25 protein-coding genes and 1 riboswitch are annotated in these 24,354 nt (G+C 68.6%); of the genes, 11 read left to right on the forward strand and 14 right to left on the reverse strand.

Features of this window, described 5'->3' with window-relative positions; all coding sequences use genetic code 11:
- Positions 1–29: 29 nt before the first annotated feature.
- A complete protein-coding gene (locus tag SAZ01S_RS16325; protein ID WP_084583344.1) occupies positions 30–350 on the forward strand; it encodes a 2Fe-2S iron-sulfur cluster-binding protein in 321 nt (106 codons plus the stop codon).
- An 8-nt stretch (positions 351–358) separates the two neighbouring features.
- Here SAZ01S_RS16325 and SAZ01S_RS16330 read toward each other — a convergent pair whose 3' ends face one another.
- The 4 genes from SAZ01S_RS16330 to SAZ01S_RS16345 form a co-directional block, all read right to left on the reverse strand.
- Positions 359–1,210 (reverse strand): sigma-70 family RNA polymerase sigma factor, encoded by an 852-nt coding sequence (locus tag SAZ01S_RS16330; protein WP_084583345.1) that lies wholly within the window; start codon positions 1,208–1,210, stop codon positions 359–361.
- Entirely contained in the window at positions 1,207–1,662 is a 456-nt protein-coding gene (locus SAZ01S_RS16335; protein ID WP_084583346.1) for a carboxymuconolactone decarboxylase family protein, read from the reverse strand. Before SAZ01S_RS16335 ends, SAZ01S_RS16330 begins: the two co-directional genes overlap by 4 nt.
- 93 nt (positions 1,663–1,755) lie before the next feature.
- Positions 1,756–2,205, reverse strand: coding sequence for a PH domain-containing protein (locus SAZ01S_RS16340; RefSeq protein WP_174596135.1), 450 nt, complete (start codon positions 2,203–2,205; stop codon positions 1,756–1,758).
- A gap of 43 nt (positions 2,206–2,248) precedes the next feature.
- The gene (locus tag SAZ01S_RS16345) at positions 2,249–2,716 is read right to left on the reverse strand and encodes an EF-hand domain-containing protein (RefSeq protein WP_084583347.1); all 468 of its coding nucleotides are present in this window, start codon (positions 2,714–2,716) and stop codon (positions 2,249–2,251) included.
- 132 nt (positions 2,717–2,848) lie between these two features.
- On the opposite strand from SAZ01S_RS16345, the gene purB reads away from it, so the two are divergent.
- The 3 genes from purB (at position 2,849) to SAZ01S_RS16360 (ending at position 7,371) form a co-directional block, all read left to right on the forward strand.
- Positions 2,849–4,165 (forward strand): adenylosuccinate lyase, encoded by a 1,317-nt coding sequence (gene purB, locus SAZ01S_RS16350; protein WP_084583348.1) that lies wholly within the window; start codon positions 2,849–2,851, stop codon positions 4,163–4,165.
- A gap of 89 nt (positions 4,166–4,254) precedes the next feature.
- Positions 4,255–4,800 carry a biliverdin-producing heme oxygenase gene (locus SAZ01S_RS16355; protein WP_084583349.1) on the forward strand — a complete coding sequence of 182 codons (546 nt, stop codon included), beginning with the start codon at positions 4,255–4,257 and terminating at the stop codon, positions 4,798–4,800.
- On the forward strand, positions 4,801–7,371 hold the full coding sequence (locus tag SAZ01S_RS16360; RefSeq protein WP_084583350.1) for an HWE histidine kinase domain-containing protein: 2,571 nt from the start codon (positions 4,801–4,803) through the stop codon (positions 7,369–7,371).
- A gap of 237 nt (positions 7,372–7,608) precedes the next feature.
- Here the strand turns inward: SAZ01S_RS16360 and SAZ01S_RS16365 are convergent, their stop codons facing one another.
- The gene (locus SAZ01S_RS16365) at positions 7,609–8,097 is read right to left on the reverse strand and encodes a cupin domain-containing protein (RefSeq protein ID WP_174596136.1); all 489 of its coding nucleotides are present in this window, start codon (positions 8,095–8,097) and stop codon (positions 7,609–7,611) included.
- 66 nt (positions 8,098–8,163) lie between these two features.
- Entirely contained in the window at positions 8,164–9,057 is an 894-nt protein-coding gene (locus SAZ01S_RS16370; protein ID WP_084583351.1) for a LysR family transcriptional regulator, read from the reverse strand.
- Between the two features lie 124 nt (positions 9,058–9,181).
- Between SAZ01S_RS16370 and SAZ01S_RS16375 the strand changes: the two genes are divergently transcribed.
- The 3 genes from SAZ01S_RS16375 (at position 9,182) to leuB (ending at position 12,144) form a co-directional block, all read left to right on the forward strand.
- Positions 9,182–10,231, forward strand: coding sequence for an NAD(P)-dependent alcohol dehydrogenase (locus SAZ01S_RS16375; RefSeq protein WP_084583352.1), 1,050 nt, complete (start codon positions 9,182–9,184; stop codon positions 10,229–10,231).
- 71 nt (positions 10,232–10,302) lie between these two features.
- The gene (recO, locus tag SAZ01S_RS16380) at positions 10,303–11,034 is read left to right on the forward strand and encodes a DNA repair protein RecO (RefSeq protein WP_084583353.1); all 732 of its coding nucleotides are present in this window, start codon (positions 10,303–10,305) and stop codon (positions 11,032–11,034) included.
- A gap of 57 nt (positions 11,035–11,091) precedes the next feature.
- Positions 11,092–12,144, forward strand: a complete 1,053-nt coding sequence (gene leuB / locus SAZ01S_RS16385) for a 3-isopropylmalate dehydrogenase (RefSeq protein WP_084583354.1) — start codon at positions 11,092–11,094, stop codon at positions 12,142–12,144.
- A gap of 56 nt (positions 12,145–12,200) precedes the next feature.
- Here leuB and SAZ01S_RS16390 read toward each other — a convergent pair whose 3' ends face one another.
- Positions 12,201–13,316 (reverse strand): NADH:flavin oxidoreductase, encoded by a 1,116-nt coding sequence (locus SAZ01S_RS16390; RefSeq protein WP_084583355.1) that lies wholly within the window; start codon positions 13,314–13,316, stop codon positions 12,201–12,203.
- Between the two features lie 85 nt (positions 13,317–13,401).
- Positions 13,402–14,706: a phospholipid carrier-dependent glycosyltransferase gene (locus SAZ01S_RS16395; protein ID WP_084583356.1), complete on the reverse strand. Its 1,305-nt coding sequence runs from the start codon at positions 14,704–14,706 to the stop codon at positions 13,402–13,404.
- A gap of 322 nt (positions 14,707–15,028) precedes the next feature.
- On the opposite strand from SAZ01S_RS16395, the gene SAZ01S_RS16400 reads away from it, so the two are divergent.
- The 3 genes from SAZ01S_RS16400 to SAZ01S_RS16410 are packed head-to-tail and all read left to right on the forward strand — an operon-like array spanning position 15,029 to position 17,429.
- Positions 15,029–16,237 carry a trans-sulfuration enzyme family protein gene (locus SAZ01S_RS16400; protein ID WP_084583357.1) on the forward strand — a complete coding sequence of 403 codons (1,209 nt, stop codon included), beginning with the start codon at positions 15,029–15,031 and terminating at the stop codon, positions 16,235–16,237.
- Entirely contained in the window at positions 16,234–16,638 is a 405-nt protein-coding gene (apaG, locus tag SAZ01S_RS16405) for a Co2+/Mg2+ efflux facilitator ApaG/CorD (RefSeq protein WP_084583358.1), read from the forward strand. The genes SAZ01S_RS16400 and apaG overlap by 4 nt, the downstream gene beginning before the upstream one ends.
- A complete protein-coding gene (locus tag SAZ01S_RS16410) occupies positions 16,635–17,429 on the forward strand; it encodes a LysR family transcriptional regulator (RefSeq protein WP_084583359.1) in 795 nt (264 codons plus the stop codon). The genes apaG and SAZ01S_RS16410 overlap by 4 nt, the downstream gene beginning before the upstream one ends.
- Positions 17,430–17,433: 4 nt before the next feature.
- Here the strand turns inward: SAZ01S_RS16410 and SAZ01S_RS16415 are convergent, their stop codons facing one another.
- The 6 genes from SAZ01S_RS16415 to SAZ01S_RS16440 all read right to left on the reverse strand — a co-directional run bounded on the left by SAZ01S_RS16415 (position 17,434) and on the right by SAZ01S_RS16440 (position 23,453).
- Entirely contained in the window at positions 17,434–18,213 is a 780-nt protein-coding gene (locus SAZ01S_RS16415; protein ID WP_084583360.1) for an ABC transporter ATP-binding protein, read from the reverse strand.
- A complete protein-coding gene (locus SAZ01S_RS16420) occupies positions 18,204–19,175 on the reverse strand; it encodes a FecCD family ABC transporter permease (protein ID WP_084583361.1) in 972 nt (323 codons plus the stop codon). The genes SAZ01S_RS16415 and SAZ01S_RS16420 overlap by 10 nt, the downstream gene beginning before the upstream one ends.
- Positions 19,176–19,320: 145 nt before the next feature.
- Complete coding sequence (locus tag SAZ01S_RS16425) at positions 19,321–20,148, reverse strand: ABC transporter substrate-binding protein (protein ID WP_084583362.1); 828 nt, start codon at positions 20,146–20,148, stop codon at positions 19,321–19,323.
- Positions 20,145–21,995, reverse strand: coding sequence for a TonB-dependent receptor plug domain-containing protein (locus SAZ01S_RS16430; protein WP_084583363.1), 1,851 nt, complete (start codon positions 21,993–21,995; stop codon positions 20,145–20,147). The genes SAZ01S_RS16425 and SAZ01S_RS16430 overlap by 4 nt, the downstream gene beginning before the upstream one ends.
- A 106-nt stretch (positions 21,996–22,101) precedes the next feature.
- Positions 22,102–22,296, reverse strand: a riboswitch (cobalamin riboswitch).
- 37 nt (positions 22,297–22,333) lie between these two features.
- Positions 22,334–23,221 carry a bestrophin family protein gene (locus SAZ01S_RS16435; RefSeq protein WP_084583364.1) on the reverse strand — a complete coding sequence of 296 codons (888 nt, stop codon included), beginning with the start codon at positions 23,219–23,221 and terminating at the stop codon, positions 22,334–22,336.
- A gap of 37 nt (positions 23,222–23,258) precedes the next feature.
- A complete protein-coding gene (locus SAZ01S_RS16440) occupies positions 23,259–23,453 on the reverse strand; it encodes a hypothetical protein (RefSeq protein WP_084583365.1) in 195 nt (64 codons plus the stop codon).
- Positions 23,454–23,709: 256 nt separating this feature from the next.
- Between SAZ01S_RS16440 and SAZ01S_RS16445 the strand changes: the two genes are divergently transcribed.
- A complete protein-coding gene (locus SAZ01S_RS16445) occupies positions 23,710–24,321 on the forward strand; it encodes a DUF4142 domain-containing protein (protein ID WP_084583366.1) in 612 nt (203 codons plus the stop codon).
- Positions 24,322–24,354: the final 33 nt, after the last annotated feature.

Consider the following 24,354-nt stretch of genomic DNA (forward strand, 5'->3'; position numbering starts at 1 on the left):
TCTCGCTCCCCTTTGTTCACGGTGAAGACATGCTGAAATTGTTGGTGACCCCGCCCGCCGGCGCCCAGACCGTCGTCGAGGCGCAGGAAGGGCTGAGCGTGATGGAGATACTCCGTGACGCCGGTTTCGAATCGCTGCCGGCGTTCTGCGGCGGCTGCTGCTCGTGTGCTACCTGCCACGTCTATGTCGATCCCGCCTTCGCCGATCGCCTGCCGCCCCTGAGCGACGACGAGGACGCGCTGCTCGACAGCGCCGAGCAGCGGCGCCCCGGCTCGCGGCTGTCGTGCCAGCTTCCGTTCAGCGCCGCGCTCGACGGGCTGGCGGTGGAGATCGCGCCGGACCTGGGCTGAGCGCGACCTCAGTGCAGCGCGGTCTCGAGATGGCGCAGCTTGTCCGGGTTGCGCATCACATAGATCGCGCGGATCTTGCCGCCGTCGATCAGCAGCGCGGTCGTCTGCAGCAGCCCGTCCGGCTCGCGGGTGACGAAGCCGGGCAGGCCGTTGACATAGGCATAGCGGAGCAGCGTGCCCGTTTGTCCCCGCATCAGCCGCGCGATGGCGGCGAAGCTGCGGGTGACTTCGCTGGCGCCGCGCATCACCCGGCCGGCCGCGGGTCGCTTGCCGCCGCCATCGGAATGCAGGCTGGCGTCTGCCGCGAGCATCGCGCCCAGCCGGGCGACGTCGCCGCCCCGCGAAGCGGCGAAGAATGCCTCGGCAATCGCCATGCCGTGGCCGCGCTCCACCGGGAAGCGCGGCCGCTCGGCGCGGAGATGGTCGCGGGCCCGCGCGGCGAGCTGGCGGCAGGCGGCGGGTTCCCGGCCCAGGCTCTCCGCGACCGTCTCGAAACTCTCGTCGAACACGTCGTGGAGCAGGAAGGCGGCGCGCTCGAGCGGGGAGAGCCGCTCGAGCGCCAGCAACAGCGGCAAGGTGACGTCCTCGGCCAGTTCCGGCTCGACCACCGGGTCGGGCAGCCACGGGCCGACATAGGTCTCCCGCCGCACCCGCGCCGATTTGAGCTGGTCGAGGCACAGGCGCGTGACGATGCGGCGCAGGAACGCCTCGGGCACCCGCACCGCGGCGCGATCCTCGGCGCTCCAGCGCAGCCATGCCTCCTGCACCACATCCTCGGCATCGGCGAGCGAGCCGAGCATGCGGTAGGCGAGGCGCACCAGCACCGGCCGCAGCGGATCGAAGGCGGCGGCGTCGCTCATGCCTTCCAGCCGAGCTCCGGCATGAACAGGTTGAAGCCGATCGCGATGCGGTTCCAGCCATTGATCACGCTGATCGCCAGCGACAACTGCACCTGTTCCTCCGCGCTGAAATGGGCCGCGAGCGTGTCATATACCGGCTGCGGCGCGCGCTTGTCCGCCACCAGGGTGAGATGGTCGACCCAGGCGAGCGCGGCCCGCTCGCGGGGCGTGTAGCAGGGGGCTTCCTCCCATGCCGCCAGCAGCGCGACGCGCTGCTCGGTCTCGCCTGCCCAGCGCGCTTCGTAGCTGTGCATGTTGAGGCAGTTGGCGCAGGCGTTGATCTGCGAGGCGCGCAGCTTCACCAGTTCGAGTAGCGAGGGTTCCAGCCCGCTCTTCGCCACATGGACGGAGAAATCGAGCCACGCCTTCATGAGCTCGGGCGCGGCGGCATGGGGGTTGGTGCGTTCGGTCATCGTCGCAGGTCCTTGTCTTGCGGGGTTCGCGGACCTGACGAGCGAGCGTGCCGGCGTGTGACATGCCGCCGCAAAAAAAAAAGGCGGCGGGCGTCAGTCCCGCACGTCCTCCTGCACCATGTCGAACTCGCGCACGCCGCGCAGGCGCCGCGCGTTGCTGACCAGTTCGCGCAGCTTCTCGCGGCGTTCCTTGGCATATTCGACGTCGCGGATCACCAGCGGGCCGCCGCGCGTCGTCTCGTCGGACGAGGTGATGGTGAGCGTGCCGATGCCCGAGATCTGGTTGACGATGGAATAGTCGAGCCGCACGTCCTTGACCCGATAGAGCTCGACCTCGTCGATCGATTTGCGGACGATGCCGCGATAGAGGATCATCCGGTCGTCGGTAACCTCGTACAGCGTCGACTTGTTGCCGATCCAGCGCACCGCGAGGATCACGAAGCCTACGCCGACCAGGCACAGCAGCAGCGTGCCCCAGCCGGCGAACGAGCCCTTCAGCCAGCCCGTAGTGGAGGATTGGAAGCGATCGATCAGCTGCGCCATGCCTGCCATCATAGCGGCGGCGCGGATCGCCGCAAAGGGGATGTCACCCGGCTTTCGGGGTCAGGAACGCCATCCACTCGTCGCGGCTCACCTTCTGGTCCCGGTCGGCATCGGTGGCGGTGAAGCTGCTGTCGATCCAGTCCATCGCCTCGGGTGTGTCGGCCTTGAACGCGGCTTCCTTGGCGGTGCGCAGCGCGACCAGCCAGCTGCCATATTCCGCCTTGTCGAGCATGCCGTCGCCATTGGCATCGAAGCGGGCGAACTGCGCCGCGACCGGCAGCTTGGCGGGATCAGGCCGCGGCGTCGGTTGCATCGCCTCGGTTGCCGGGGGCGGGGCGCCGGGGGTTTCCGAGCGTTGCATCGGCTGATCCGACGGCACCGACCTCGTGCCCGGCATCGCCTGGTCGGCGGCCGGGGCAGGGGACTGGCCGGCGCGTGCGGGTTGCGCCGGCGTCTGCGGCGCGGGCGCGGTGAGCTGGAGGGCGGCGGCGAACAACAGGGGCGTCAGCATGCGCAATCTCCTTGCGGTGTGAACAACGGCCGAGCCGCGGGTTCGGTTGCCGCTCCGGCCGGTTCTTGCTAGGCGCGGCGGCGACCCGCCCGGGCTGCCGGGCTCCCCATTTTCCGCACACGAAGGAACGCCATGGTCCCCCGTTATGCCCGCGCCGCGATGACCGACATCTGGTCGCCCGAGACGCGCTTCGCCATCTGGTTCGAGATCGAGGCGCACGCCACCCAGGCGCTCGCCGACCTCGGCGTGGTGCCGCAGAGCGCCGCCAAGGCGCTGTGGGACTGGTGGGCGACCAAGCCGGCGATCGACGTCGCCGCGATCGACGCGATCGAGGCGGTGACCAAGCATGACGTGATCGCCTTCCTCACCTGGGTGGCCGAGCAGGTGGGCGAGGAAGCCCGCTTCATGCACCAGGGCATGACCAGCTCCGACGTGCTCGACACCTGCCTGGCAGTGCAGCTCGCCCGCGCCAGCGACCTGCTGCTGGCGGATATCGACGCGCTGCTGGAAGTGCTCGAGCGTCGCGCCCGCGAGTACAAGATGACGCCGACGATCGGCCGCAGCCACGGCATCCATGCCGAGCCGGTCACCTTCGGCCTCAAGCTGGCGGAAGCGCACGCCGAGTTCCAGCGCAACAAGGCGCGTCTGCTCGCCGCGCGCGCGGACATCGCCACTTGCGCGATCTCGGGCGCGGTCGGCACCTTCGCGAACATCGACCCCCGTGTGGAAGAACATGTCGCGGCCAAGCTCGGCCTGTCGGTCGAGCCGGTGTCGACCCAGGTGATCCCGCGTGACCGCCATGCGATGTTCTTCGCCACGCTGGGCGTGATCGCCTCGTCGATCGAGCGCCTCGCGGTGGAAATCCGCCACCTCCAGCGCACCGAAGTGCTGGAAGCCGAGGAATATTTCTCGCCGGGCCAGAAGGGCAGCTCGGCGATGCCGCACAAGCGCAACCCGGTGCTGACCGAGAACCTGACCGGCCTCGCCCGCATGGTGCGCGGCTATGTCACCCCGGCGCTGGAGAATGTCGCGCTGTGGCACGAGCGCGACATCAGCCACTCCTCGGTCGAGCGCTATATCGGCCCGGACGCGACGATCACGCTCGACTTCGCGCTCGCCCGCCTCACCGGCGTGGTCGACAAGCTGCTCGTCTACCCGGTGCGGATGCAGAAGAATCTCGACCGCATGGGCGGGCTGGTCCACTCGCAGCGCGTGCTGCTGGCCCTCACCCAGGCGGGCGTGAGCCGCGAGGACGCCTATCGCCTCGTCCAGCGCAACGCGATGAAGGTGTGGGAATCCGACGGCGAACTGTCGCTGATGGAACTGCTCAAGGCCGATCCCGAAGTCACCGCGGCGCTGAGCCCGGACGTGATCGAGGAAAAGTTCGACCTCGGCTATCACTATCGCCACGTCGACACGATCTTCGCGCGAGTCTTCGGCGCGGCGTAAGTTGGGGCCGCTTCGGCCATAATGGAACGGATCCGCGGCAGGCGGTTTTTGCCTGCCGTGGATCTTCCCTTCTTGACATCGCTATCCGCATGAACGCCGCCCATCGCCGATTGCGCGAGGCCACGGGCGCCGCGCATGCACGGGTCGACGCGCTGTTCGGTCGCTTCGATCTCGCCCGCCGCGACGACTATGCCGGGCTGCTCGCGGCGCATGCCGAAGCGCTGCTACCGGTAGAGGCATTGCTCGACCAGGGCGGGGCGGAGGCGATCACCCAGGACTGGCCGCAGCGCCGTCGCGCAGGCGTGATCCAGGTCGATCTGGACGCGCTCGGCATCGCGCTGCCGGCGCATGAAGCCGAGGATGCCGTAACGTCCCAAGCGGCGATGGCGGGCATGCTCTACGTGCTCGAAGGCTCACGGCTGGGCGGGCGCTTCCTTGCGCGCAATGTGCCGGACAGCTGGCCGCGCGCCTATCTGGGTAGCCACCAGCCGCCGCATATGTGGCCGGAATTGTTGGAAAAACTGGATGCGCTCCTATATGCCCCCGAAGCATTGGAGACTGCCGTAACCGCCGCCAACCAGACCTTCGGGCGGTTCGAGGCCGCCGGCACGAAGTGGCTGGCGAAGGTTGGTTAAGTGGACGATGGCGTTTTTCAGGTCGATCTGACCAACTGTGATCGCGAGCCGATCCATCAGCTGGGGGCCATCCAGCCTTTCGGCTTCCTGATCGCCTTTTCGAGCGACTGGCTGATCAAGCGCGCTTCCACGAATGTCGCCGCGCACTTCGACCTGCCGGCCGAGGACATGCTCGGCACCCATGCGAGCGACTATCTCGAGGACGACGCGATCCACGCCCTGCGCAACCGACTGACGCTGCTGCGCGGCGACGATGCGCTGGAGCGGATCTTCGGGATCAAGGCGCTGCGCACGCGCGACCGCACCTACGATCTCGCGCTCCACATGATCGGCGACACGATCGTCGTCGAAGGCGAGCCCTGCACCGCCGATTCGGCGGGCGACACCGCCAGCACGCTGCGCGCGATGATGGGCCGGCTCGACGAGAAGGAGAAGCTGGCCGACTTCTTCCGGGAAGGCGCGCGCCAGGTGCGGGCGCTGACCGGCTTCGACCGGGTGATGGTCTATCGCTTCGAGCGCGACGGGTCGGGCGTGGTGGTGGCGGAGGCGGCGCGCAGCGGCATCGGCAGCTTCATGGACCTGCGCTATCCGGCGAGCGACATCCCGCAGCAGGCGCGCAAGCTCTATCTGCGCACGCCCTTCCGGATCATCGCCGATGTCCATGCCGAGCCGGTGCCGATCGTGCCGGGACGCGACGAATTCGGTGCGCCGCTCGACCTGTCGCTGTCGGTGCTGCGCTCGGTCTCACCGATCCATATCGAATATCTGAAGAACATGGGGGTGAAGGCCTCGCTGTCGATCTCGATCATCGTCGAGGGCAAGCTATGGGGCCTGTTCGCCTGCCACCATTATGGTGGCCCGCGCTGCCCGGGCTTCGAGCGGCGCTCGATGGCGGAGCTGTTCGGCCAGATGTTCGCGCTCAAGCTGGAGAGCCGCGAGCGCAAGGAGCTCTCGGCCTATGAGGCTGCGGCGCGCGCGACCAGCGACCGGCTGCTCGCGGCGGTGGCCAGCGATGGCGGGCTGCTCGACGATCCCGAATGGCTCGGCAGCATGTTGCGCGAAGTGGTGCCGTGCGACGGTATCGCGATCTGGATCGGCGGCAAGGTGGCGTTCAGCGGCATCACCCCGCCGCCTTCCTCCTTCGCCTCGATCACCCGCCGCCTGAACGCGATGGCGGCGGGCCGCGTGTTCGCGACCGATCACCTTGCCGAGGTGCTGCCGCAGGCGGCGGACTATGCCGATGTCGGGGCCGGGCTGCTGGCGATCCCGATCAGCCGTAGCCCACGCGATTACGTGCTGCTGTTCCGCCAGGAACTGGTGCGCACGGTCAACTGGGGCGGCGATCCGCACAAGCCCGTCGAACTCGGCCCCCATGGCGCACGCCTCACGCCGCGGCAGAGCTTCGAGCTGTGGAGCCAGGAGGTACGCGGCCGCTCGCTGCCCTTCACCGAGGTGGAACTGCGCATCGCCGAGGTGCTGCGCGCCTCGCTGATCGAAGTGGTGTTGCGCCTGTCCGACGATGCGCAGGAGGAGCGCCAGCGTGCCTCCGAACGGCAGGAACTGCTGATCGCCGAACTCAACCACCGCGTGCGCAACATCCTGGGCCTGATCCGCGGGCTGGTGCGCCAGTCGCGTGCGCCCGGCATGGATGCCAGTGCCTATATCCGGCTGCTCGAAGGGCGGATCGAGGCACTCGCCCGCGCGCACGACCAGATCACCGAGGACAATTGGGCGCCGGCACCGCTCGGCCGGCTGCTGCGCACCGAGGCCGCGGCCTATCTCGGCGGGCGTTCGGGACGGCTGGAGCAGGACGGGCCGATGGTGCTGCTGCGCCCGGCCGCCTTCTCGACGCTCGCGCTGGTCTTCCATGAGCTGATGACCAACTCGGCCAAATATGGCGCGCTGTCCGACAGCGGCACCGTTTCGGTGCGCTGGTGGCTCGATGCCGAGGGCGATTGCCGGGTCGAGTGGCGTGAGCGCGGCGGCCCGGCGGTGCAGCCGCCGACGCGCCAGGGCTTCGGGACCACCATCATCCAGCGCTCGGTGCCCTATGACCTGGGCGGCAAGGCGACGGTCCGCTACCCGCTGACCGGCCTTGAGGCGGAGTTCTGCATCCCGGCGCGGCATGTGGTGCTCGACGGCGAGGCGGCAGCCAAGCACGCCCGGGACGTGGAAGAGCCGGTGGCCGCGCCGTCCGGCGATCCGCTGCGGCCGATGCTGCGGGGGCCGGTGCTGCTGGTCGAGGACAGCCTGATCATCGCGATGGACGCAGAGGACATCCTGCTGCGCCTCGGGGCGGAGCGGGTGGCGACGGCCGCCTCGATCGGCGGCGCGATGGACGAGATCGCGATGGAGCAGTTCGACGTTGCGATTCTCGACGTCAATCTCGGGGCGGAGACCAGCCTGCCGATCGCCGACCGGCTCCGCGCGGACGGCGTGCCCTATGCGTTCGCCACGGGATATGGCGAACAGCTCCAGCTCGGCGAGGAGCATGCCGGCGTGCCGGTGCTGCAGAAGCCCTATACCGCGGTCAACATGGCGCGGATGCTGGAAGGGCTGCTCGGGCGGTAAAAGCTTCTAGACCGGCAAATAGCGTATCTTCCCCTGGCGGGCAGGGTAATCGCATAGGGCTAAAATGCGTCGTCACCCCCGCGGAGGCGGGGATCCATTGGCGCTGATGCCGCGGTTCTTTCCCCGAGCGCTCAGGGCAATGGATTCCCGCCTTCGCGGGAATGACAAAGGTTTCTAGTGATGCCGTTTGCCCCAGAATCCATATGCGATTGCCCTCCGTCCGGGGACGAAACGGACTTACTCCCCCTTGGGCAGCTTGATCCCCAGCAGCACCAGCCGCTCGCCGGTGATGCCGAACCAGTGCGGCACCCCGGCCGGCACCAGGATCACGTCGCCGGCCGCAAGCGTGCGGGTGCTGCCGCCCTCGATCCGGCTGCCCTCCACCAGCGTGGCGTTGCGGACCTCGCGGTCCGGCATCGCGCCGCCGGAGACCAGCGTGCCGGCGCCTTCGAGCACGATCGCATATTCGGCCTGGTCGGGATGGACGGCAGGCTTGCCCGGCTTCTTCCAGATCTCGATCGCGGCGATGTTGCTGCCGTCGCGCACCAGCGGCTTCCAGGCGAAGCCTTGGCCCGGCTTCATCTCCGCCAGCATCGCCTTGAGCTGCGCTTGCACGTCCTTGGCGCCCGCAAAGGATGTTGGGTCGGCGGCGGTCTGCGCCACTGCGGGGCTGGCGGCGGCGAGCAGCAGAGCGGCCGCGGCAAGGGCGCTGGGCAGGATCTTCACGACATCTCTCCCTGTAGGTATCTGAGAACGCTGGGGCGTGTTTGTCGGCACCCTGCCACAGCCGCCTCAGCCCCGCCAGCGCAACCGCTCGACCAGCAGCGCGAAGGCCGGCGTCGGTTGGCGGCGGCTCGGGTAATAGAGATGGTAGCCGGCAAAGGGCGGGGAGAAGCGCGTCAGCACCGCCTCCAGCGCGCCGCTCGCCAGATGCGGCGCCAGCATCGCATCGGGCAGGCAGGCAATGCCGAACCCGTCGAGCGCCGCGCGGAGGATCGGGAAAACCGAGGAGAAGGTAAGGGCCCCATCTACCCACACCTTGCGCTCGCGGCCGTCTTCCTCGAACTCCCAGGCGTAAAGCCCGCCATAGGTGGGCAGGCGCAGGTTGATGCAGGCGTGCGCGGTCAGATCCTCGACCATTTGCGGTCGCCCCGCGCGATCGAAATAGGTGGGCGAGGCTACCGCCAGCATCCGCGCCTCGGGACCGATCGGCACTGCCACCATGTCCTTGGCGATGATGTCGCCGAAGCGCACCCCCGCATCGAACCGCTCGGCGACGATGTCCTTCAGCCGATAGTCGGTATCGATCTCGACCCGGATGTCGGGGAATTCGCGCAGGATCGGGGCGAGCCGCGGCCAGAGCAGCGTCTTCAGCGAATGCTCGTCGGCGCTGATCCGCACCAGCCCGGCCGGCTTGTCACGCAGCGCGGTGAGCGCCGCCAGTTCGGCCTCGATCTCGTCGAGCCGCGGCGCGAGCGTGGCGAACAGCCGCTCGCCCGCCTCGGTGAGGCTGACGCTACGCGTGGTTCGGTGGAGCAGCCGCACCCCCAGCCGTTCTTCCAGCGCCCGCATCGCATGGCTGAGTGCCGAGGGCGTAACCCCGCTCTGCGCGGCGGCGCGGGTGAAGCTCTTCTGGCGGGCCACGGCGAGGAAGGCGGTAAGTTCGGAGAGCTGCTGGCGATTCATTGTTGAATCCTATTCAGCACTGCATGCAGATACCAGCGTCTAATCGTGGGTGTCGCGAGCGCTCATCTTTCGAGCGAGGAGTCGTCTGGCTCCGCCGCTTCACATCTCCAAGGGGACCCCAACCATGGCCACCAAAGCCTATGGCGCCTATGCCGCCGACAAGCCGCTCGAACCGATCGACATCGAACGCCGCGCGCCCGGCGATCACGACGTGCAGATCGACATCCTCTATTGCGGCGTCTGCCATTCCGACCTGCACCAGGTCCGTTCCGAATGGGACGGCACGCTCTACCCGTGCGTGCCGGGCCACGAGATCGTCGGCCGGGTGAGCGCGGTCGGCGGGCATGTCTCGAAGTTCGCCGTGGGCGATGTCGTCGGCGTCGGCTGCATGGTCGACAGCTGCCAGCATTGCGCCTCGTGCGACGAGGGACTCGAGCAATATTGCGAGAACGGTTTCGTCGGCACCTATAACGGCCCGACTCCGGATGCCCCCGGCTACACGCTGGGTGGCTATTCGCAACGCATCGTCGTCAGCGACAAGTTCGTGCTCAAGGTCGGGCATGGCGAGGAGCATCTTGCCGCCGTCGCCCCGCTGCTCTGCGCGGGCATCACCACCTGGTCGCCCCTCCGTCACTGGCAGGTCGGCCCGGGCAAGAAGGTCGGCATCGTCGGCATCGGCGGGCTCGGTCACATGGGCGTGAAGCTGGCGCACGCGCTGGGCGCCCATGTCGTCGCCTTCACCACCTCGGAGAGCAAGCGCGCCGACGCGCATGCGCTGGGCGCGGACGAAGTCGTGGTCTCGCGCGATGCCGAGGCGATGGCGGCGCACGCCAACAGCTTCGACTTCATCCTCGACACCGTCGCCGCCAGCCACAACCTCGATGCCTTCACCACGCTGCTGAAGCGCGACGGCACGCTGACGCTGGTCGGCGTGCCCGAGCATGCGCACCCCTCGCCCACCGTCGCGGCACTGATCTTCAAGCGGCGCGCGATCGCCGGCTCGCTGATCGGTGGCATCGCCGAGACGCAGGAGATGCTCGACTTCTGCGCCGAGCACGGGATCGTCGCGGACATCGAGATGATCCGCGCCGAGGAGATCAACACCGCGTACGAGCGCATGCTCAAGAGCGACGTGAAGTACCGCTTCGTCATCGACATCGCGTCGATGGGCTGAGGCCCCGCTGGGGCGGCGCTCGCGTCGCCCCCGCATTTCCCTTTCCGTCGCGCGCGTCCTACATCGCGGCGATGCATCTTCGCGCCGAAGCCCTCCTGCTCAGCGTTCGCAACCATGGCGAACATGGCGCGATCGTGCGGGCATTGACCGAGCGCGACGGCGTCCAGCCCGGCTATGTCCGCGGGGGCCGATCGCGCGCGTTGCGGCCGGTGCTGCAGCCTGCCAACCTGATCCTCGGCGAATGGCGCGCGCGCACCGAGGAGCAGCTCGCCGGCCTCACGGTCGAACTGCTCCACAGCCGCGCGCCCCTGTTCGGCGAGCCGCTGCCCGCCGCCGCGCTCGCCTGGGTGACCGCGCTCACCGCCGCGACGCTGCCCGAAGGGCTGCCCTATCCCCGGCTGCATGCTGCACTCGGCGGCGTGCTCGATGCGATCGAGGCGGCGCCGGCGGCGCGCGGCTGGGCGGTGGCACTCGTGCGCTACGAGCTGCTGCTGCTCGCTGAACTCGGCTTCGGGCTCGATCTCGAACGCTGCGCTGCTACTGGGACGGGCGAGGACCTCGCCTATGTCAGCCCCAAGAGCGGCATCGCGGTGAGCCGGGCGGGCGCGACCGGCTATGAAAGCCGCCTGCTCGTGCTGCCGCAGTTTCTCACCGAAGGCGGCGCGGCCGACTGGGAGAACATCGTCGCCGGGCTGCGCCTCACCGGCCATTTCCTCGCCCGCGACCTGCTGATCGGCCGTGGTGCCGATTTGCTCGCGGCGCGCACGCGGCTGGTGGATCGTCTGCTGCGGGCAGTTGCATAATCGGCCGCCGGGCGGCTAAGCGGCCGCTCGATACGCGCTGTTAGCATGGGGACGACGATGCCGCTGATTGCTGTTCTGCCGGGTGACGGGATCGGTCCCGAAGTGACGCGCGAGGCGCGCCGGGTGCTCGAAGCATTGAACCTAGGCCTGACCTTCGAGGAAGCGCCGGTCGGCGGCGCTGGCTATCTCGCCGCCGAGCATCCGCTGCCCGAGGCGACGCTGGCGCTGGCCAAGCGCGCCGATGCGGTGCTGTTCGGCGCGATCGGCGACCCGCGTTTCGAGAAGCTGGAGCGCCACCTGCGCCCCGAAGCGGCGCTGCTCGGCATTCGCCAGGCGCTCGGCCTGTTCGCCAATCTCCGTCCGGCGACGCTGTTCCCCGGCCTGGAAGACGCGTCGCCGCTCAAGCCCGAGGTGGTGAACGGCCTCGAGATCGTCATCGTCCGCGAGCTGATCGGCGACGTCTATTTCGGCGAGAAGGGCCTGCGCACCACGCCCGAAGGCCTGCGCCAGGGCTATGACGTGATGAGCTATAACGAGCAGGAAGTGGCGCGCATCGCCCGCGTCGGCTTCGAAATGGCCAAGCGCCGCCGCAAGAAGCTCTGCTCGGTCGACAAGGCGAACGTGCTCGAGACCTCGCAGCTGTGGCGGGACGTCGTCACCGCGATGGCGGCGGAATATCCCGAGGTCGAGCTGACCCATATGTATGTCGACAATGCCGCGATGCAGCTGGTGCGTGCGCCGGCCAAGTTCGACGTCATCGTCACCGGCAATCTGTTCGGCGACATCCTGTCCGATCAGGCGAGCATGTGCGCCGGCTCGATCGGGATGCTGCCCTCGGCTTCGCTGGCGGCATGGTCGGGCGCGAACGGCATGTACGAGCCGATCCACGGCAGCGCGCCGGACATCGCCGGCCAGGGCAAGGCCAACCCCTGCGCCGCCATTCTCTCGGCGGCGATGCTGCTGCGGCACTCGCTGGCCGATGAAGCCTCGGCACAGCGTATCGAGAAGGCGGTCGCCGCAGCCCTCGCCACCGGCGCGCGAACGGCCGATCTCGGCGGCACGCTGTCGACTGCGGCCATGGGCGATGCGGTGCTGCAGGCGCTGCAATAAGGCACACAGTCCCATGCGCCCCTCCTCCGCGAAGGAGGGGCGCATGGGGCGCCTGCTTACACCAGTTCTGCCAGCGCCGCCGGGCTGAAGCCCTTCAGCCCCTCGCCATCGCCGGCCTGGACCTTCTTTACCCAATCGGCATCGCTGATCAGGGCGCGGCCGACGGCGATCAGGTCGAATTCGTCGCGTTCCATCCGCTCGACCAGCTTGTCGAGATCGGTGCGCTGCGAGGTCTCGCCGCCGAACGCCGCGATGAACTCACCCGACAGGCCGACCGAGCCGACGCTGATCGTCGCGGCACCGGTGAGCTCCTTCGCCCAGCCGGCGAAGTTGAGGCCGTTCTCGCCATCCACCTCGGGGAACTCCGGCTCCCAGAAGCGGCGCTGCGAGCAGTGCAGCACGTCAGCGCCGGCATCGACCAGCGGCTGGAGCCACGCGGCCATCTCGTCCGGCGTGGCGGCGAGGCGGGCGCTATAGTCCTGCTGCTTCCACTGGCTGAGGCGCAGGATCACCGGGAAGTCGGGGCCCACCGCGGCGCGAACTGCCTTCACCACCTCGACGGCGAAGCGCGAGCGCTCGGCGATCGTCGCGCCGCCATAGCCGTCCTCACGGGTGTTGGTGCCTGCCCAGAAGAACTGGTCGATCAGATAGCCGTGCGCGCCGTGGATCTCGACCGTATCGAAGCCCAGGCGCTTGGCGTCCGCGGCGGCCTTGGCGAAGGCGGCAATCGTCGCCTCGATGTCCTGCTCGGTCATCGCGACGCCGCGCGGCCTGCCCGGCGCGAGCAGGCCCGAGGGGCTCTCGACGTCGACATCGGGGACCCAGTCGGTCGCCGTCTTGGTCGATCCGGTGTGCCAGATCTGCGGCGCCATCTTGCCGCCGGCGGCATGGATCTCGTCGATCACCGTCTTCCACCCGGCCAGCGCGGCATCGCCGTGGAAGAAGGGAATGTTGGGATGGTTGCGCGAGGCCGGGCGGTCGATCACCGTGCCTTCGGAAAGGATCAGGCCGACGCCGCCCTCGGCCCGGCGCCGGTAATAGGCGGCGTTGGCCGCACCCGGGATGCCTTCGGGCGCGAAGGTCCGCGTCATCGGCGCCATCACGATCCGATTGGGCAGATCGAGCGACTTGATGCGGAAGGGACGGAAGAAGACGTCGGTCGACGCGGCCATGGGAACTCCGTTGCGTTTTGAAACGTATGTCAAGCTAAGCCCTTCGCGGCCGCGTTCAAGATGGCTTCGCGGCCGCCGCGCCGATTCAGCGCCAGCTCGGGAACCACATCCAGTGGGTGTAGCTCTGCGCGTCGTTCAGCGCCGCGGCCGAGAGGATCGGGTAGAAATAGCCGAACGACACCAGCGCCAGTGCCAGATACCATTCCTCCCAGCCCTTGGCGCGCAGCCGGTCGAACTGGTGGAACACCACCGGCAGCAACAGGCACAGGAACAGCGCCGAGAGGTGGTAGTAATAATAGAAGCCCAGCGATTTCGGGATGATCGCGTAGATCAGCACCGAGAAGGTCCATAGCAGCGCGAGCGCCAGCGGCCGCACCGCCCGGGTGCGGAACCACAGCGCATAGGCCGCCAGCACCGCGACCAGCCCGCCCCACATGATCACCGGGTTGCCGATCAGCAGCACGCCGCGCTGGGCGCCGTGATCCCATTGGTAGAAGAACCAGATCGGCCGCAGCATCAGCGGCCAGCTCCACCAGTCGGACTGGTAGTTGTGGTGCGGCAGCACCTGGGTTTGCTGCGCGTACATTTCGCCCTGCAGGGCGATGAGACCGGAGAGCCCGTCCGTCGCCCCCGTCAGGTAGAAGAAGGTGGGCACGAAGGTGGCGAAATAGACGGGGATGCTGATTGCGCCGAGCGCCACCAGTCCGGCGAGCGTCGACAGGCCGGGCCAGTGCGGCTGGTCGCCCGAGAGCAGTGCGGCAACAAGCGGGCGGCGGGCACGCCTCGCGTCGCGCAGGCGGATCGCGAGCAGCGCCACGCCGATCGCCGCGATATAAGGCGCCGCCGCCCATTTCACCGCCGTCGCCAACCCGAGCAGCGCCGCGCCGACGCACCAGCGCCACCGCACCTGCGCCCGCGTGCCGTGCATCGCCCAGAGCAGGAACACCAGGCCCCACAGCAGGAAGGCGCCGAGGAACACGTCGAGCATCGCGGTGCGCGCCTGCACGAACAGGCTCTGGTCGAGCATCGCCAGCACCGCGCCGGTCACCGCCACGCGCATCCGCCCGGGCATCAGGATCCACAGAAAGGCGAACACCGCCAGCACCGTCGCGGTGCCGGCGATCGTCGGCATCAGCCGCCAGCCGAACGGATTGTCGCCGAGCAGATCCATGCCTGCGCCGATCAGTTCCTTGCCGAGCAGCGGATGCTCGGTGTTGCGCGGGCCGGAAAGCTCGATCAGCGCCTTGGCGGCGGGGACGTAATGCACCTCGTCGAACATGATTCCGCCCGGCTGGTCGAGGTGCAGCGTGAACAGCAGCTGTGCGGCGATGCCGAGGAGAAGGGCGACGAGCCAGGGGCGAGTGGCGAGAGCCGATAGGCGAGGACGCATGGGCGCACGCGTAGCGGAGGCGGGAGGCGAGAGGAATAGGGCGCGGCATCAGCCGGGATTCTCCCGCCAGTGCTGGGGCGATCGCGTGGCCAAAGTACCTGGTCATCCCCGCGAAGGCGGGGATCCATTCGCGCTGGAGCCGAGGTTCTTTCCCCCAGCGCTCTGGGCAATGGATTCTCGCCTTCGCGGGAATGACGGCGGATTTTGGCGTCCCGTTATCGCTTGGCGCCATATGCGCTTGCCCTTCCGGCGCAGGGCATCTTGGGGCAGCGGAGAACCCGAAGGTTGACGTGCCGCCCCCACCCGCCGCAAAGCAAGCGCCATGAAGCGTCGTACCGGACAGGATCCCAGCGTCACCCGTAACTGGAAGCCCGCGACTCAGGCCGTGCGCGGCGGCACCGCCCGCTCGGAGTTCGGCGAGACCAGCGAGGCGCTGTTCCTCACCTCGGGCTATGCCTATGATTGCGCGGGCGACGCCGCCGCGCGCTTCGCCGGCGAACAGACCGGCATGACCTATTCGCGCCTGCAGAATCCGACGGTGGAGATGCTGGAGCAGCGCATCGCGCTGCTCGAAGGCGCCGAGGCGTGCCGTACCATGGCGACCGGCATGGCGGCGATGACCGCCGCACTCCTCTGCCAGGTGAGCCAGGGCGACCATATCGTCCAGGGCCGCGCCGCGTTCGGCTCCTGCCGCTGGCTGACCGACACGCTGCTGCCGCGCTTCGGCGTCACCACCACGACGATCGATGCGCGCGATCCGCAGCAGTTCGCGGACGCGATCCGCCCGAACACCAAGATCTTTTTCTTCGAGACCCCCGCCAACCCGACGATGGACGTGGTCGACCTGGAAGCGGTGTGCGCGATCGCGAAGAAGCACGGCATCGTCACCGTGGTCGACAATGCCTTTGCCACCCCCGCGCTGCAGCGGCCGATGGACTTCGGCGCCGACGTCGTCGCCTATTCCGCCACCAAGATGATGGACGGGCAGGGCCGCGTGCTTGCCGGGGCGGTGTGCGGTTCGGAGGATTTCATCACCAACACGCTGCTGCCCTTCACCCGCAACACCGGGCCGACGCTGAGCGCATTCAACGCCTGGGTGGTGCTGAAGGGGCTGGAGACGCTCGACTTGCGCATCCGCCGCCAGAGCGAGAATGCGCTGAAGGTCGGCGGCTTCCTCGAGAAGCGCGTGCCGCGGGTGAACTTCCCGGCGCTGCCCAGCCACCCGCAGCACAATCTGTTCATGCGCCAGATGGCGGCGGCCGGCCCGATCTTCAGCTTCGAGGTGGATGGCGGCCGTGCCCAGGCGCACGCGCTGCTCGACGGGCTGGAACTGATCGACATCTCGAACAACATCGGCGATTCGCGCTCGCTGATGACGCACCCCTCGTCCACCACCCATTCCGGCCTCGCCGAGGAAAAGCGGCTGGAGATGGGCGTCAACGAGGGCATGATCCGCATCAATGTCGGTCTCGAAGACGCCGACGACCTGATCGCCGATCTCGACCAGGCGCTCACGGGTGCCGGCTTGTGAAGGCGCTGTTCACCGACGAGGCGACGACGCGCGGCGTGGTCGTTCGCGTGTCGGTGTCCTATCTGCCCGAACAATCGGAGCCGCATCGCGGCCGCTGGTTCTGGGCCTATCATATCCGGATCGAGAACGAAGGCTCGGTGGCGGTACAGCTGCTCACCCGCCACTGGATCATCACCGACGGGCGCGGCCTGCGCCACACGGTGGAAGGCGAAGGCGTGGTCGGCGAACAGCCGATGATCATGCCGGGGGCGAGCTTCGACTATGTCTCGGGCTGCCCGCTTTCGACGCCGACCGGATCGATGCAGGGAAGCTACCACATGATCGACGAGGACGGCGACGCCTTCGACGTGACCATCCCGCGATTCGCGCTGATCGCACCGGCGGTGGCGGGCGAGCAGTGAAGCGTACCCATCTGCCCCTCAATGGCATGCGCGTGCTCGATGCCGCCGCGCGTCATTTGTCCTTCACCCGGGCCGCCGACGAACTCGCGGTGACCCCCGCCGCCGTGGGTCAGCAGATCCGCGCGCTGGAGGATACGCTCGGCGTCGTCCTGTTCCGGCGCACCACCAAGGGGCTGGAGCTGACCCCCGAGGCCGAGAGCGGCCTCACCGCGCTGCGCAACGGCTTTCTCCAGTTCGAGGAAGCGGTGCGAGCGATGCAGGCGGGGCAGTCGTCCAAGTCGCTGACCATCGCCGCGCCGCGCGACCTTACCGCCAAATGGCTGATGCCGCGCCTCTCGGACATCGCCCGCGCCGATCCCGATCTGCGCTTCGTGCTGGTGCCGGGGGACGACGCGCTCGACTTTACCGAGGCCAATCTCGATCTCGCGATCCGCTGGGGCGAGGGGCCCGGCGAGCATGAGGGCGAGGCGCTGGAAAGCGACGGCATGGTCACGGTAGAGCGGCCCGGCGGCGGCAGCATCGACGTGCGCATCTCCTGGCCCGGCTGCATGGCAGAGGATGCCGGATCGCTGGTCCGCGTCGCCGATGCGGGGCTCGCGATCGACGCGGCGGCGCAGGGGCTCGGCCGGGCGACGGTGCCCGAGCTGCTGGCCCGTGCCGACCTCGAGGCGGGCCGCGTGGCCGTCATCGGCGAGCCCAAGGCCTCGCGACTCGGCTATTGGCTGGTCGCGCCGCTGCCGCAATGGCGGCAGAAAAAGGTGCAGACGCTGGTCGAGGTGTTGGGGGGCTGAGGCCTTACGGCTTCACCCGCCCGATCGGCACCGGCAGCAGCCGCCCCTGCGCGTCGCCGATCACCATCACTTCCACGCCGAACGCGTCGCGCAGCGGCTGATGGGCCAGCGCGGCTTCGGCAGGGCCGAACGCGATCGTGCGACCGTCGCGGAGCAGCAACACATCGTCGGCGGCGCGGGCGGCCTGAACCAGGTCGTGCAGCACGATCACCACGCCCATGCCGCCCGCTGCCAGCCCGCGCAGTCGATCGAGCAGGTCGAGCTGGTGAACCGGGTCGAGGCTCGCCAGCGGCTCGTCGGCCAGCAGCCAGTGCGGCTGCCCGGCGAGCACCCGCGCCAGCAGCACCCGCGCCCGTTCGCCGCCGGACAGCTGGGTGACCAGCCGGTCCGCCAGCGGCCGAATCGCTGTCGCCTCGATGGCCGCCTCGATCGCGGCATGGTCCTCGGCTGAAAGCCCCGCAAAGGGCGCGCGATGGGGGAGGCGCCCCAGCGCGACCAGATCGGCGACGCGCAGGTCCCAATGCACCGTCGCTTCCTGAGGCAGATAGCCGATCTGGCGGGCGCGCTCGCGCGGCTCCAGCCGGGCGAGCAGCCTGCCGCCGAGCTTGACCTGGCCGGCATCGGGATCGAGCAGACCCGCCAGCGTGCGCACCAGCGTCGACTTGCCCGAACCGTTGGGCCCCAGGATCGCGGTCACCTTGCCGGGGCGCAGCACCGCGTCGATACCGTGCAGCACGCGGCGCTTGCCCAGGCTGACGGCGAGATCGGTAACGCTCAGTTCCATGTCGACCGCCGAAGCTTGAGGAGCAGCACGAAGAAGAAGGGGGTGCCGAGCAGGGCCATGGCGACGCCCAGCCGGATCTCCCCGGCGCCCGGCGAGAGGCGCACCAGGCTGTCTGCCGCGAGCAGCAATGCGGCGCCGCCGAGCGCGCTCGGCACCAGCAGCGCCGAAGGGCGCGCGCCGGTGAGGGGGCGCAGCAGATGCGGTACGATCAGCCCGACAAAGCCTACGATCCCGGTCACCGCCACGCTGGCGCCGATCGCCAGCCCGGTGCCGAGCACGACGAGCAGCTGGGTCCGCTCCAGTCGCAGCCCCATCGATCGCGCCGCCGCTTCGCCCAGGGTCAGCGCGTCGAGCGCGCGGCCGGTGAGCAGCAGCAGCGCGCAGCCGATGGCGATGAACGGCAGGGCCAGCTGCACCTCGGCATAGCTGCGATCGGTCAGCGCGCCCAGGATCCAGTCGAGGATCTCGGCGGTCGCATAGGGGTTGGGGCTGATCGAGATCAGAAAGCTGGTCAGCGCGGCGCCCAGGCTGGCCAGCACCGTGCCGGCGAGGATGAAGGCGACGGCGCTCTCCGCCCGCCAGGCGAGGCTGGCAAGGATCAGCATCGATGCACAGGCGGCGGCCATCGCGCAGGCGAACAGGGCGAGCGGGGCGGTGCTTCCCAGCAGCACGATCGCCGCGACCGCGCCGAGCGCCGCGCTCGACGACACGCCGACTACCGCCGGATCCGCGAGCGGGTTGCGAAGGAACCCCTGCAGTACTGCGCCGGACAGGCCGAGCGCCGCGCCAATCGCGAGGCCCAGGATCGCGCGGGGCAGGCGCAGCTCGGCGATGATCCACCAGCGCGGATCATGGCTGAACCAGGCGGCGGGCGGCACCCAGAACTTGCCCGCCATCAGCGATCCGGCGAACAGGAGTACGACGAGCAGCGCGAGGCCGAGGTTGAGGGCGAGGCGGTTCATGGGCGCACCTCCGGCGTTCCCGCCCCGTCGTCATCCCCGCGAAGGCGGGGATCCATTGGCGCAGGTGCCGCGGTTCTTTCCTCCAGCGCACCGGCGAATGGATTCCCGCCTTCGCGGGAAGGACGGTGAAAAGCGTCGGCTTGGATCACGGAACACTCCGGCGGATGGCGGCGAGGCGTTGCATCGCGGCGGGAATAACCGGCCCGCCGCAATTGACCAGCTGGCGCGGAAACTGCGCCTGGGTGACGGGCAAGCCGGTCTCGGCGATGGCGCGCTTGCGCAGGATGGCGGCGCGCGAATCGCTGTCGTGGCCGGCGCCTTCGGGGGCGAGCATCACGCGGGGCGGGTCGGCGATCACCCGCTCCATCGGCAGATGCGCGGTGTGGGTCAGGCCGTAATGCGCGGCCTGGTTGGAAAAGCCGGCATGGCCGAGCATGTCGTCGAGCAGCGTCTTGCCGCCCGTGACGAGATTGCCGCCGATCCACAGCAGCGTCGGCGCCGCCGGGCCCTGCCAGCGGGCCGCGGCGACGGCCGAATCGATGCGGGCATTGAGCGCGGCGCCTTTTGCGGGCGCGCCGACCGCAGCGGCGAGCTCGGTCACCTGCGCCTTGCTCGCGTCGATCGAGGGCGGGATGCCGATATACAGCACCTTCAGCCCCGCGCGGGCAAAGGCCTCCCGGGTCGACGGCGCGGTGAAGCTGCTGGCGATCACCAGATCGGGCTTCATCCCGATCACTTCCTCGGCGGTGCCGTTGTTGCCGCGGAAGCGGCGCGCGACATCGAGCGGGATCGAGGTCGAATCGGCGGCTTGCGAATAATGGCTGATCGCGGCGATCCGCGACGGCGGCACCAGCTCCAGCAGCATCGCGTCGGCGCACGGGTTCATCGAGACGATGCCTCCGCCGCCGCCGGACGGCGGCGCCGCGCAGCCCGCGGCCAACAGGCAGGCGAGCAGCGCGGCGCCGATCCTCACTGGAAGCGCACCCGCACGCCGCCAGTGGCGGCGCGGCCATAGGTGCCGTAACCGGTGATCTGCTGGTAGCGCACGTCGCCCACATTATCGACGCGGCCATAGACCGAAAGCCGCTTCGTCACCGGCATCTCCGCCCGCACCCCGGCAAGCGCATAGCCGTCGATGCGGGTTGCGTTGCCTGCGTCATTGAAGCTGTCGCCCACCATCGTCACCGTGCCGCCGACCGCGAGGCCGAAGGGGAAGCGATAATCGGCCGAGACGCTGCCGGTGTCGCGCGGACGGCGCGGCAGATCCTTGCCGAGCGCGCCGGCGCTGCGGTTTTCGGCATAGACATGGGTGAAGTTCGCCCGGACGGTGAGGGCCGGCACCGGCTGGAGCAGGCCTTCCAGCTCGATGCCCTCGGCGCGCGTCTTGTTGAGGTTGTAATAGGTCGAGGTGGCGAAATTATAGTCGATCTGGTTGTCGGCATCGCGGTGGAACCAGGTGCCGCCCAGCGTCACCTTGCCGCCGGCCAGCGTCTGGCGGACGCCCGCCTCGTAGCTCTTGGCGGTTTCCGGCTGGAGGCCGGCAAAGCCATAGGCGCTGTAGAGCTGGTACAGGGTCGGCGCCTTGAAGCCCTCGCCATAGCTGGCGTGGAGCAGCGTATCGGCGGTGGCCCGGACGGCAACGTCCGCGTTCCAGGTCCAGTGGCTGCCGAACTGGTCGTGATCGTCGTTGCGGACGCCGGCGGTGATCGTCACCGGTGCGACCGGGGTGACGATCGCCTGGCCGTACACGCTGGTGATGCCGACCGAGCGGCGCGCGGTGCTGCCGAAGCCCTCGTCGTAGCGGATCCGGCTCTCCTCATGCTCGGCGCCGAATACCAGCCGCAGCTGCTGCGCCAGCGTCGCGTCGCCCTGATAGGCGTAGCGCTCGGCGCGGCCGCGATAGCGGTAGGAGATCGTCGAATCGGCATTGTAGCCATCGCGGTGGATGTCGGTGAGGGTGACACCCAGGCGGCTGCGCAGCGCGCCGCCGAACGCCTGGTTGGTCAACCCGGCATAGCCGTAGAGCTCCTGGGTCTTGGCATAGTCGCCGGTGTCGCCGAACGCGTAGGTCGGCGGTGCATAGCCGTCGAGATCGACCTTGCTGTCGGCATAATAGCCGCGCAGGTCGAGCGCGAGGCCGTCGGCCAGCTTCACCTGCACGTTGCCGGTCGCACCGACCTGGCGATAGCCATCGGCTTCCTTGCCGTTCGCCGCCGCCGAGATGCCGTCGGTGGCGAGATAGCCGGCGGTCAGGCCTGCGGTCACCCGGTCGTTGCCGCCCGCGATCGCCGCATTGCCGTTGAACGTGCCGAACGATCCGCCCTCGGCATTGGCGCGGACGTGGAGCCCCTGGCTCCCCTGCAGTGTCGTCACGTTGACCACGCCGCCGATCGCCTGGCTGCCCCAGATGACCGAGCTGGGCCCGCGCAGCACCTCGACCCGCTCGACCGATCCGGCGAGCAGGCTGGCGAAATTGTAGGCGCCGCCGGTGGAGGAGGGGTCGTTCACCCGCACGCCGTCGATCAGCACCAGCGTCTGGTCGCTCTGGGCGCCGCGGATGCTGAGCGCGGTGGTGGTGCCGAGGCCGCCGTTGCGCACCACGGTGATGCCGGGCAGCGTCGCCAATAGATCGGACAGGGCGACGGTCTGGCGCTGCTCGATCTCGTCGCGCTCGACGATGGTCACCGAGCGGCCGACCGTATCGGCACGCTGGGCGACGCCGCTGGCGACGACGATGATCCGGTCGTCCTCGGGGTCGGCATGGGCCGCCAGCGGCGCAAGCAGCGCGGTGGCGGCAAGGGAAAGCTTGAAGAACTGCATCTGGTACAGACACCCTAAGATGGGGACCAATGCCGGCCCCGCATGGTTTGGTGTCGCTCGCACGGGGATTTCAGCCCCGCTCACCCGGTGCACCCCGCCCGCGTGAAGGAATCGACCGTAGCGGGCAGGTCTCCTGGCTCCCGGGTCGTTGCAGACGCGCCGCCTTCCCGGAAGCATCGGCTCCAGTGGCAGATTGGCGCGCCGGCTCGCCGGCTACAGTTGCGGGGGCAGCCTCGGACTTTGAAACCGAGTTCCCTTTTCACCCTTCTTGGCGAAGGGCACCCGTTACGCGATTGCCTTTAGCGGCAGGAGGGGGCGGACGGCAACCCGCCGCGCGCTTACCACAGCACGCCGTTGTCGTCGGGCGTCGCGGGCTGGGGCGCGGCATCGCCGATCGCCTGCAGCAGATCGATCTCGATCGTGCGGCACATCGCGTTGAGCGGCAGGTCGTGCACGCTGTTGGCGAAGGGATCCACCAGGTCGTCGCCGATCGCGAGCACCGCCAGGAACATCAGGCCGGCCAGTGTCGAGCCGAGCGGCGTCGCCACGCCCAGCGTCTCGACCAGCCCGATCGGCAGCAGCACGCAGAAGATGTGGGTGAACAGCGTCGGCACCAGCCGGTATTGCACCGGCAGCGGCGTGTTCTTCAGCCGCTCCATGCCGCCCTGGGCATTGGCGATGTCGATCAGCACGCGCTCCATCGAGCTTTGCTGGATCGAATCGATCCAGCCCTTCGAGCGCGCGATCTCGATCCTTCGGCCGGTGCCGTCGACGATGCCGTTGGCGATGTTGGTGCGGGCCAGCGCGAAATCGGCCTCGCCGCGGGAGAGGAACCGCAGCACCTCCGGATCGGCCGGCTGGCGGCGGAGCTGGCAGCGCAGCGCGTTCACATAGGCGATCTGGCGCAGCACGATCGTGCGCTTCAGGTCCACCGCCTCGCCGTCCGGCAGATAGTTTCGGGCCATCCGCGCGAGGTTGCGGCTGGCGTTGATCATCAGTCCCCAAAGCCCGCGCCCTTCCCACCAGCGCTGATAGGCCGAGTTGCTGCGAAAGCCGAGGAACAGTGCCAGCACCGATCCGAACAGCGTCAGCGGCAGCGACGGCGCGCGGAACGGCAGCACGTAATAGACGATGGTGACGATCACGTCCCAGACGAACAGCAAGGTCAGCGGGCGCCATATCTCGCGGAGGATCTGGCGGGCACGGGGGGCGGTGGTGACGATCATGGCCGGACTATACGCGTGAAAACCGTTTCGGGTCCGGTCAGGCGTCGTTCCGCTCCGGCGCGGGCGTCGCCGCCTGCGACATGGCGGCTGCGCTGCCGCTCGCCGGGCGCAGGTGGAACCATTCGGGGCGATCGATCGCGATTAGAAAGGCGAGCGTGCCGAGCCCGAAGAGCAGCAGCGCGATCGAGCTTCGCAGGCGTTCCTTGCGGCGGGTTCGTTCATCCTGGTGCACCGTATCACTCCTCTTTGTGGTGAGGCGACAGAGCTAAGCACCGAATTTAACGGTTGAATGGATACAAGGTAACATAAGTTTGCGCACTGCACCAATTGCGTTGCGCTGCACCAGGTCGTCGATGAGCTGCGGCGCGGGCTATCTGCCGACAGCGGCTCCGCATAACTTATGATTGTAACTCAAATAGATGTGCCTGCAGTTTCGGAACGGCGGGCGGGGCGGGGCGTTCGGTTCGGGAAATGAGGAGGCCTGACCGATGAACAAGCACCTATGGATACTGGGCGCCGCCCCGATCTTCGCCCTCGCTGCCTGTGGCGGCAACAGCAATGGCGGGACCGACGCGATGAACAGCGGCGACACCATCACCAACGTCCCCGCCAGCGAGACGATGGGCGACAATATGGGCGCGATGAACGGCATGGACGGCAACGCCATGGCGGCCGCGCCGATGACCGGGCAGGACTTCGCCAACACGGTCGCCGCGAGCGACGCCTATGAGATTGCCGCGGGCAAGCTCGCCCAGCAAAAGGCGACGACCAGCGACCTCAAGGATTTCGGCAAGGAGATGGTCGATGATCACACCAAGTCGACCGCCAAGCTGAAGACCGCCGCCGGCAAGGCGAGCCCGGCGATCACGCCGGCTCCGGCGATGACCGACGAGCAGCAGGCGAACCTGAAGACGCTGCAGTCGGCGACCGGCACCGCGTTCGATACGGCGTACAAGAGCCAGCAGGTCGTGGCGCACCAAAAGGCGCTCGCTGCCGTGCAGGCCTATGCCGGCAGCGGCGACGTGCCCCAGCTGCGCGAGTTCGCGCACGACGCCGAAGACATGATCTCGAAGCACTACGACAAGATCAAGGGCATGTGAGAGTCTGTTTAGAAATGCGCCCCAGCGCATTTC

This window comes from Sphingomonas azotifigens NBRC 15497, assembly GCF_002091475.1.
GTDB lineage: Bacteria > Pseudomonadota > Alphaproteobacteria > Sphingomonadales > Sphingomonadaceae > Sphingomonas > Sphingomonas azotifigens.

Excerpts from the sequence above, each read along its gene's own strand:
- SAZ01S_RS16325 (WP_084583344.1), top strand. The coding sequence starts at position 30 with ATGCTGAAATTGTTGGTGACCCCGCCCGCCGGCGCCCAGACCGTCGTC.
- SAZ01S_RS16330 (WP_084583345.1), bottom strand. The coding sequence starts at position 1,210 with ATGAGCGACGCCGCCGCCTTCGATCCGCTGCGGCCGGTGCTGGTGCGC.
- SAZ01S_RS16335 (WP_084583346.1), bottom strand. The coding sequence starts at position 1,662 with ATGACCGAACGCACCAACCCCCATGCCGCCGCGCCCGAGCTCATGAAG.
- SAZ01S_RS16340 (WP_174596135.1), bottom strand. The coding sequence starts at position 2,205 with ATGGCGCAGCTGATCGATCGCTTCCAATCCTCCACTACGGGCTGGCTG.
- SAZ01S_RS16345 (WP_084583347.1), bottom strand. The coding sequence starts at position 2,716 with ATGCTGACGCCCCTGTTGTTCGCCGCCGCCCTCCAGCTCACCGCGCCC.
- purB (WP_084583348.1), top strand. The coding sequence starts at position 2,849 with ATGGTCCCCCGTTATGCCCGCGCCGCGATGACCGACATCTGGTCGCCC.
- SAZ01S_RS16355 (WP_084583349.1), top strand. The coding sequence starts at position 4,255 with ATGAACGCCGCCCATCGCCGATTGCGCGAGGCCACGGGCGCCGCGCAT.
- SAZ01S_RS16370 (WP_084583351.1), bottom strand. The coding sequence starts at position 9,057 with ATGAATCGCCAGCAGCTCTCCGAACTTACCGCCTTCCTCGCCGTGGCC.
- SAZ01S_RS16375 (WP_084583352.1), top strand. The coding sequence starts at position 9,182 with ATGGCCACCAAAGCCTATGGCGCCTATGCCGCCGACAAGCCGCTCGAA.
- recO (WP_084583353.1), top strand. The coding sequence starts at position 10,303 with ATGCATCTTCGCGCCGAAGCCCTCCTGCTCAGCGTTCGCAACCATGGC.
- leuB (WP_084583354.1), top strand. The coding sequence starts at position 11,092 with ATGCCGCTGATTGCTGTTCTGCCGGGTGACGGGATCGGTCCCGAAGTG.
- SAZ01S_RS16390 (WP_084583355.1), bottom strand. The coding sequence starts at position 13,316 with ATGGCCGCGTCGACCGACGTCTTCTTCCGTCCCTTCCGCATCAAGTCG.
- SAZ01S_RS16395 (WP_084583356.1), bottom strand. The coding sequence starts at position 14,706 with ATGCGTCCTCGCCTATCGGCTCTCGCCACTCGCCCCTGGCTCGTCGCC.
- SAZ01S_RS16400 (WP_084583357.1), top strand. The coding sequence starts at position 15,029 with ATGAAGCGTCGTACCGGACAGGATCCCAGCGTCACCCGTAACTGGAAG.
- SAZ01S_RS16415 (WP_084583360.1), bottom strand. The coding sequence starts at position 18,213 with ATGGAACTGAGCGTTACCGATCTCGCCGTCAGCCTGGGCAAGCGCCGC.
- SAZ01S_RS16420 (WP_084583361.1), bottom strand. The coding sequence starts at position 19,175 with ATGAACCGCCTCGCCCTCAACCTCGGCCTCGCGCTGCTCGTCGTACTC.
- SAZ01S_RS16430 (WP_084583363.1), bottom strand. The coding sequence starts at position 21,995 with ATGCAGTTCTTCAAGCTTTCCCTTGCCGCCACCGCGCTGCTTGCGCCG.
- SAZ01S_RS16435 (WP_084583364.1), bottom strand. The coding sequence starts at position 23,221 with ATGATCGTCACCACCGCCCCCCGTGCCCGCCAGATCCTCCGCGAGATA.
- SAZ01S_RS16445 (WP_084583366.1), top strand. The coding sequence starts at position 23,710 with ATGAACAAGCACCTATGGATACTGGGCGCCGCCCCGATCTTCGCCCTC.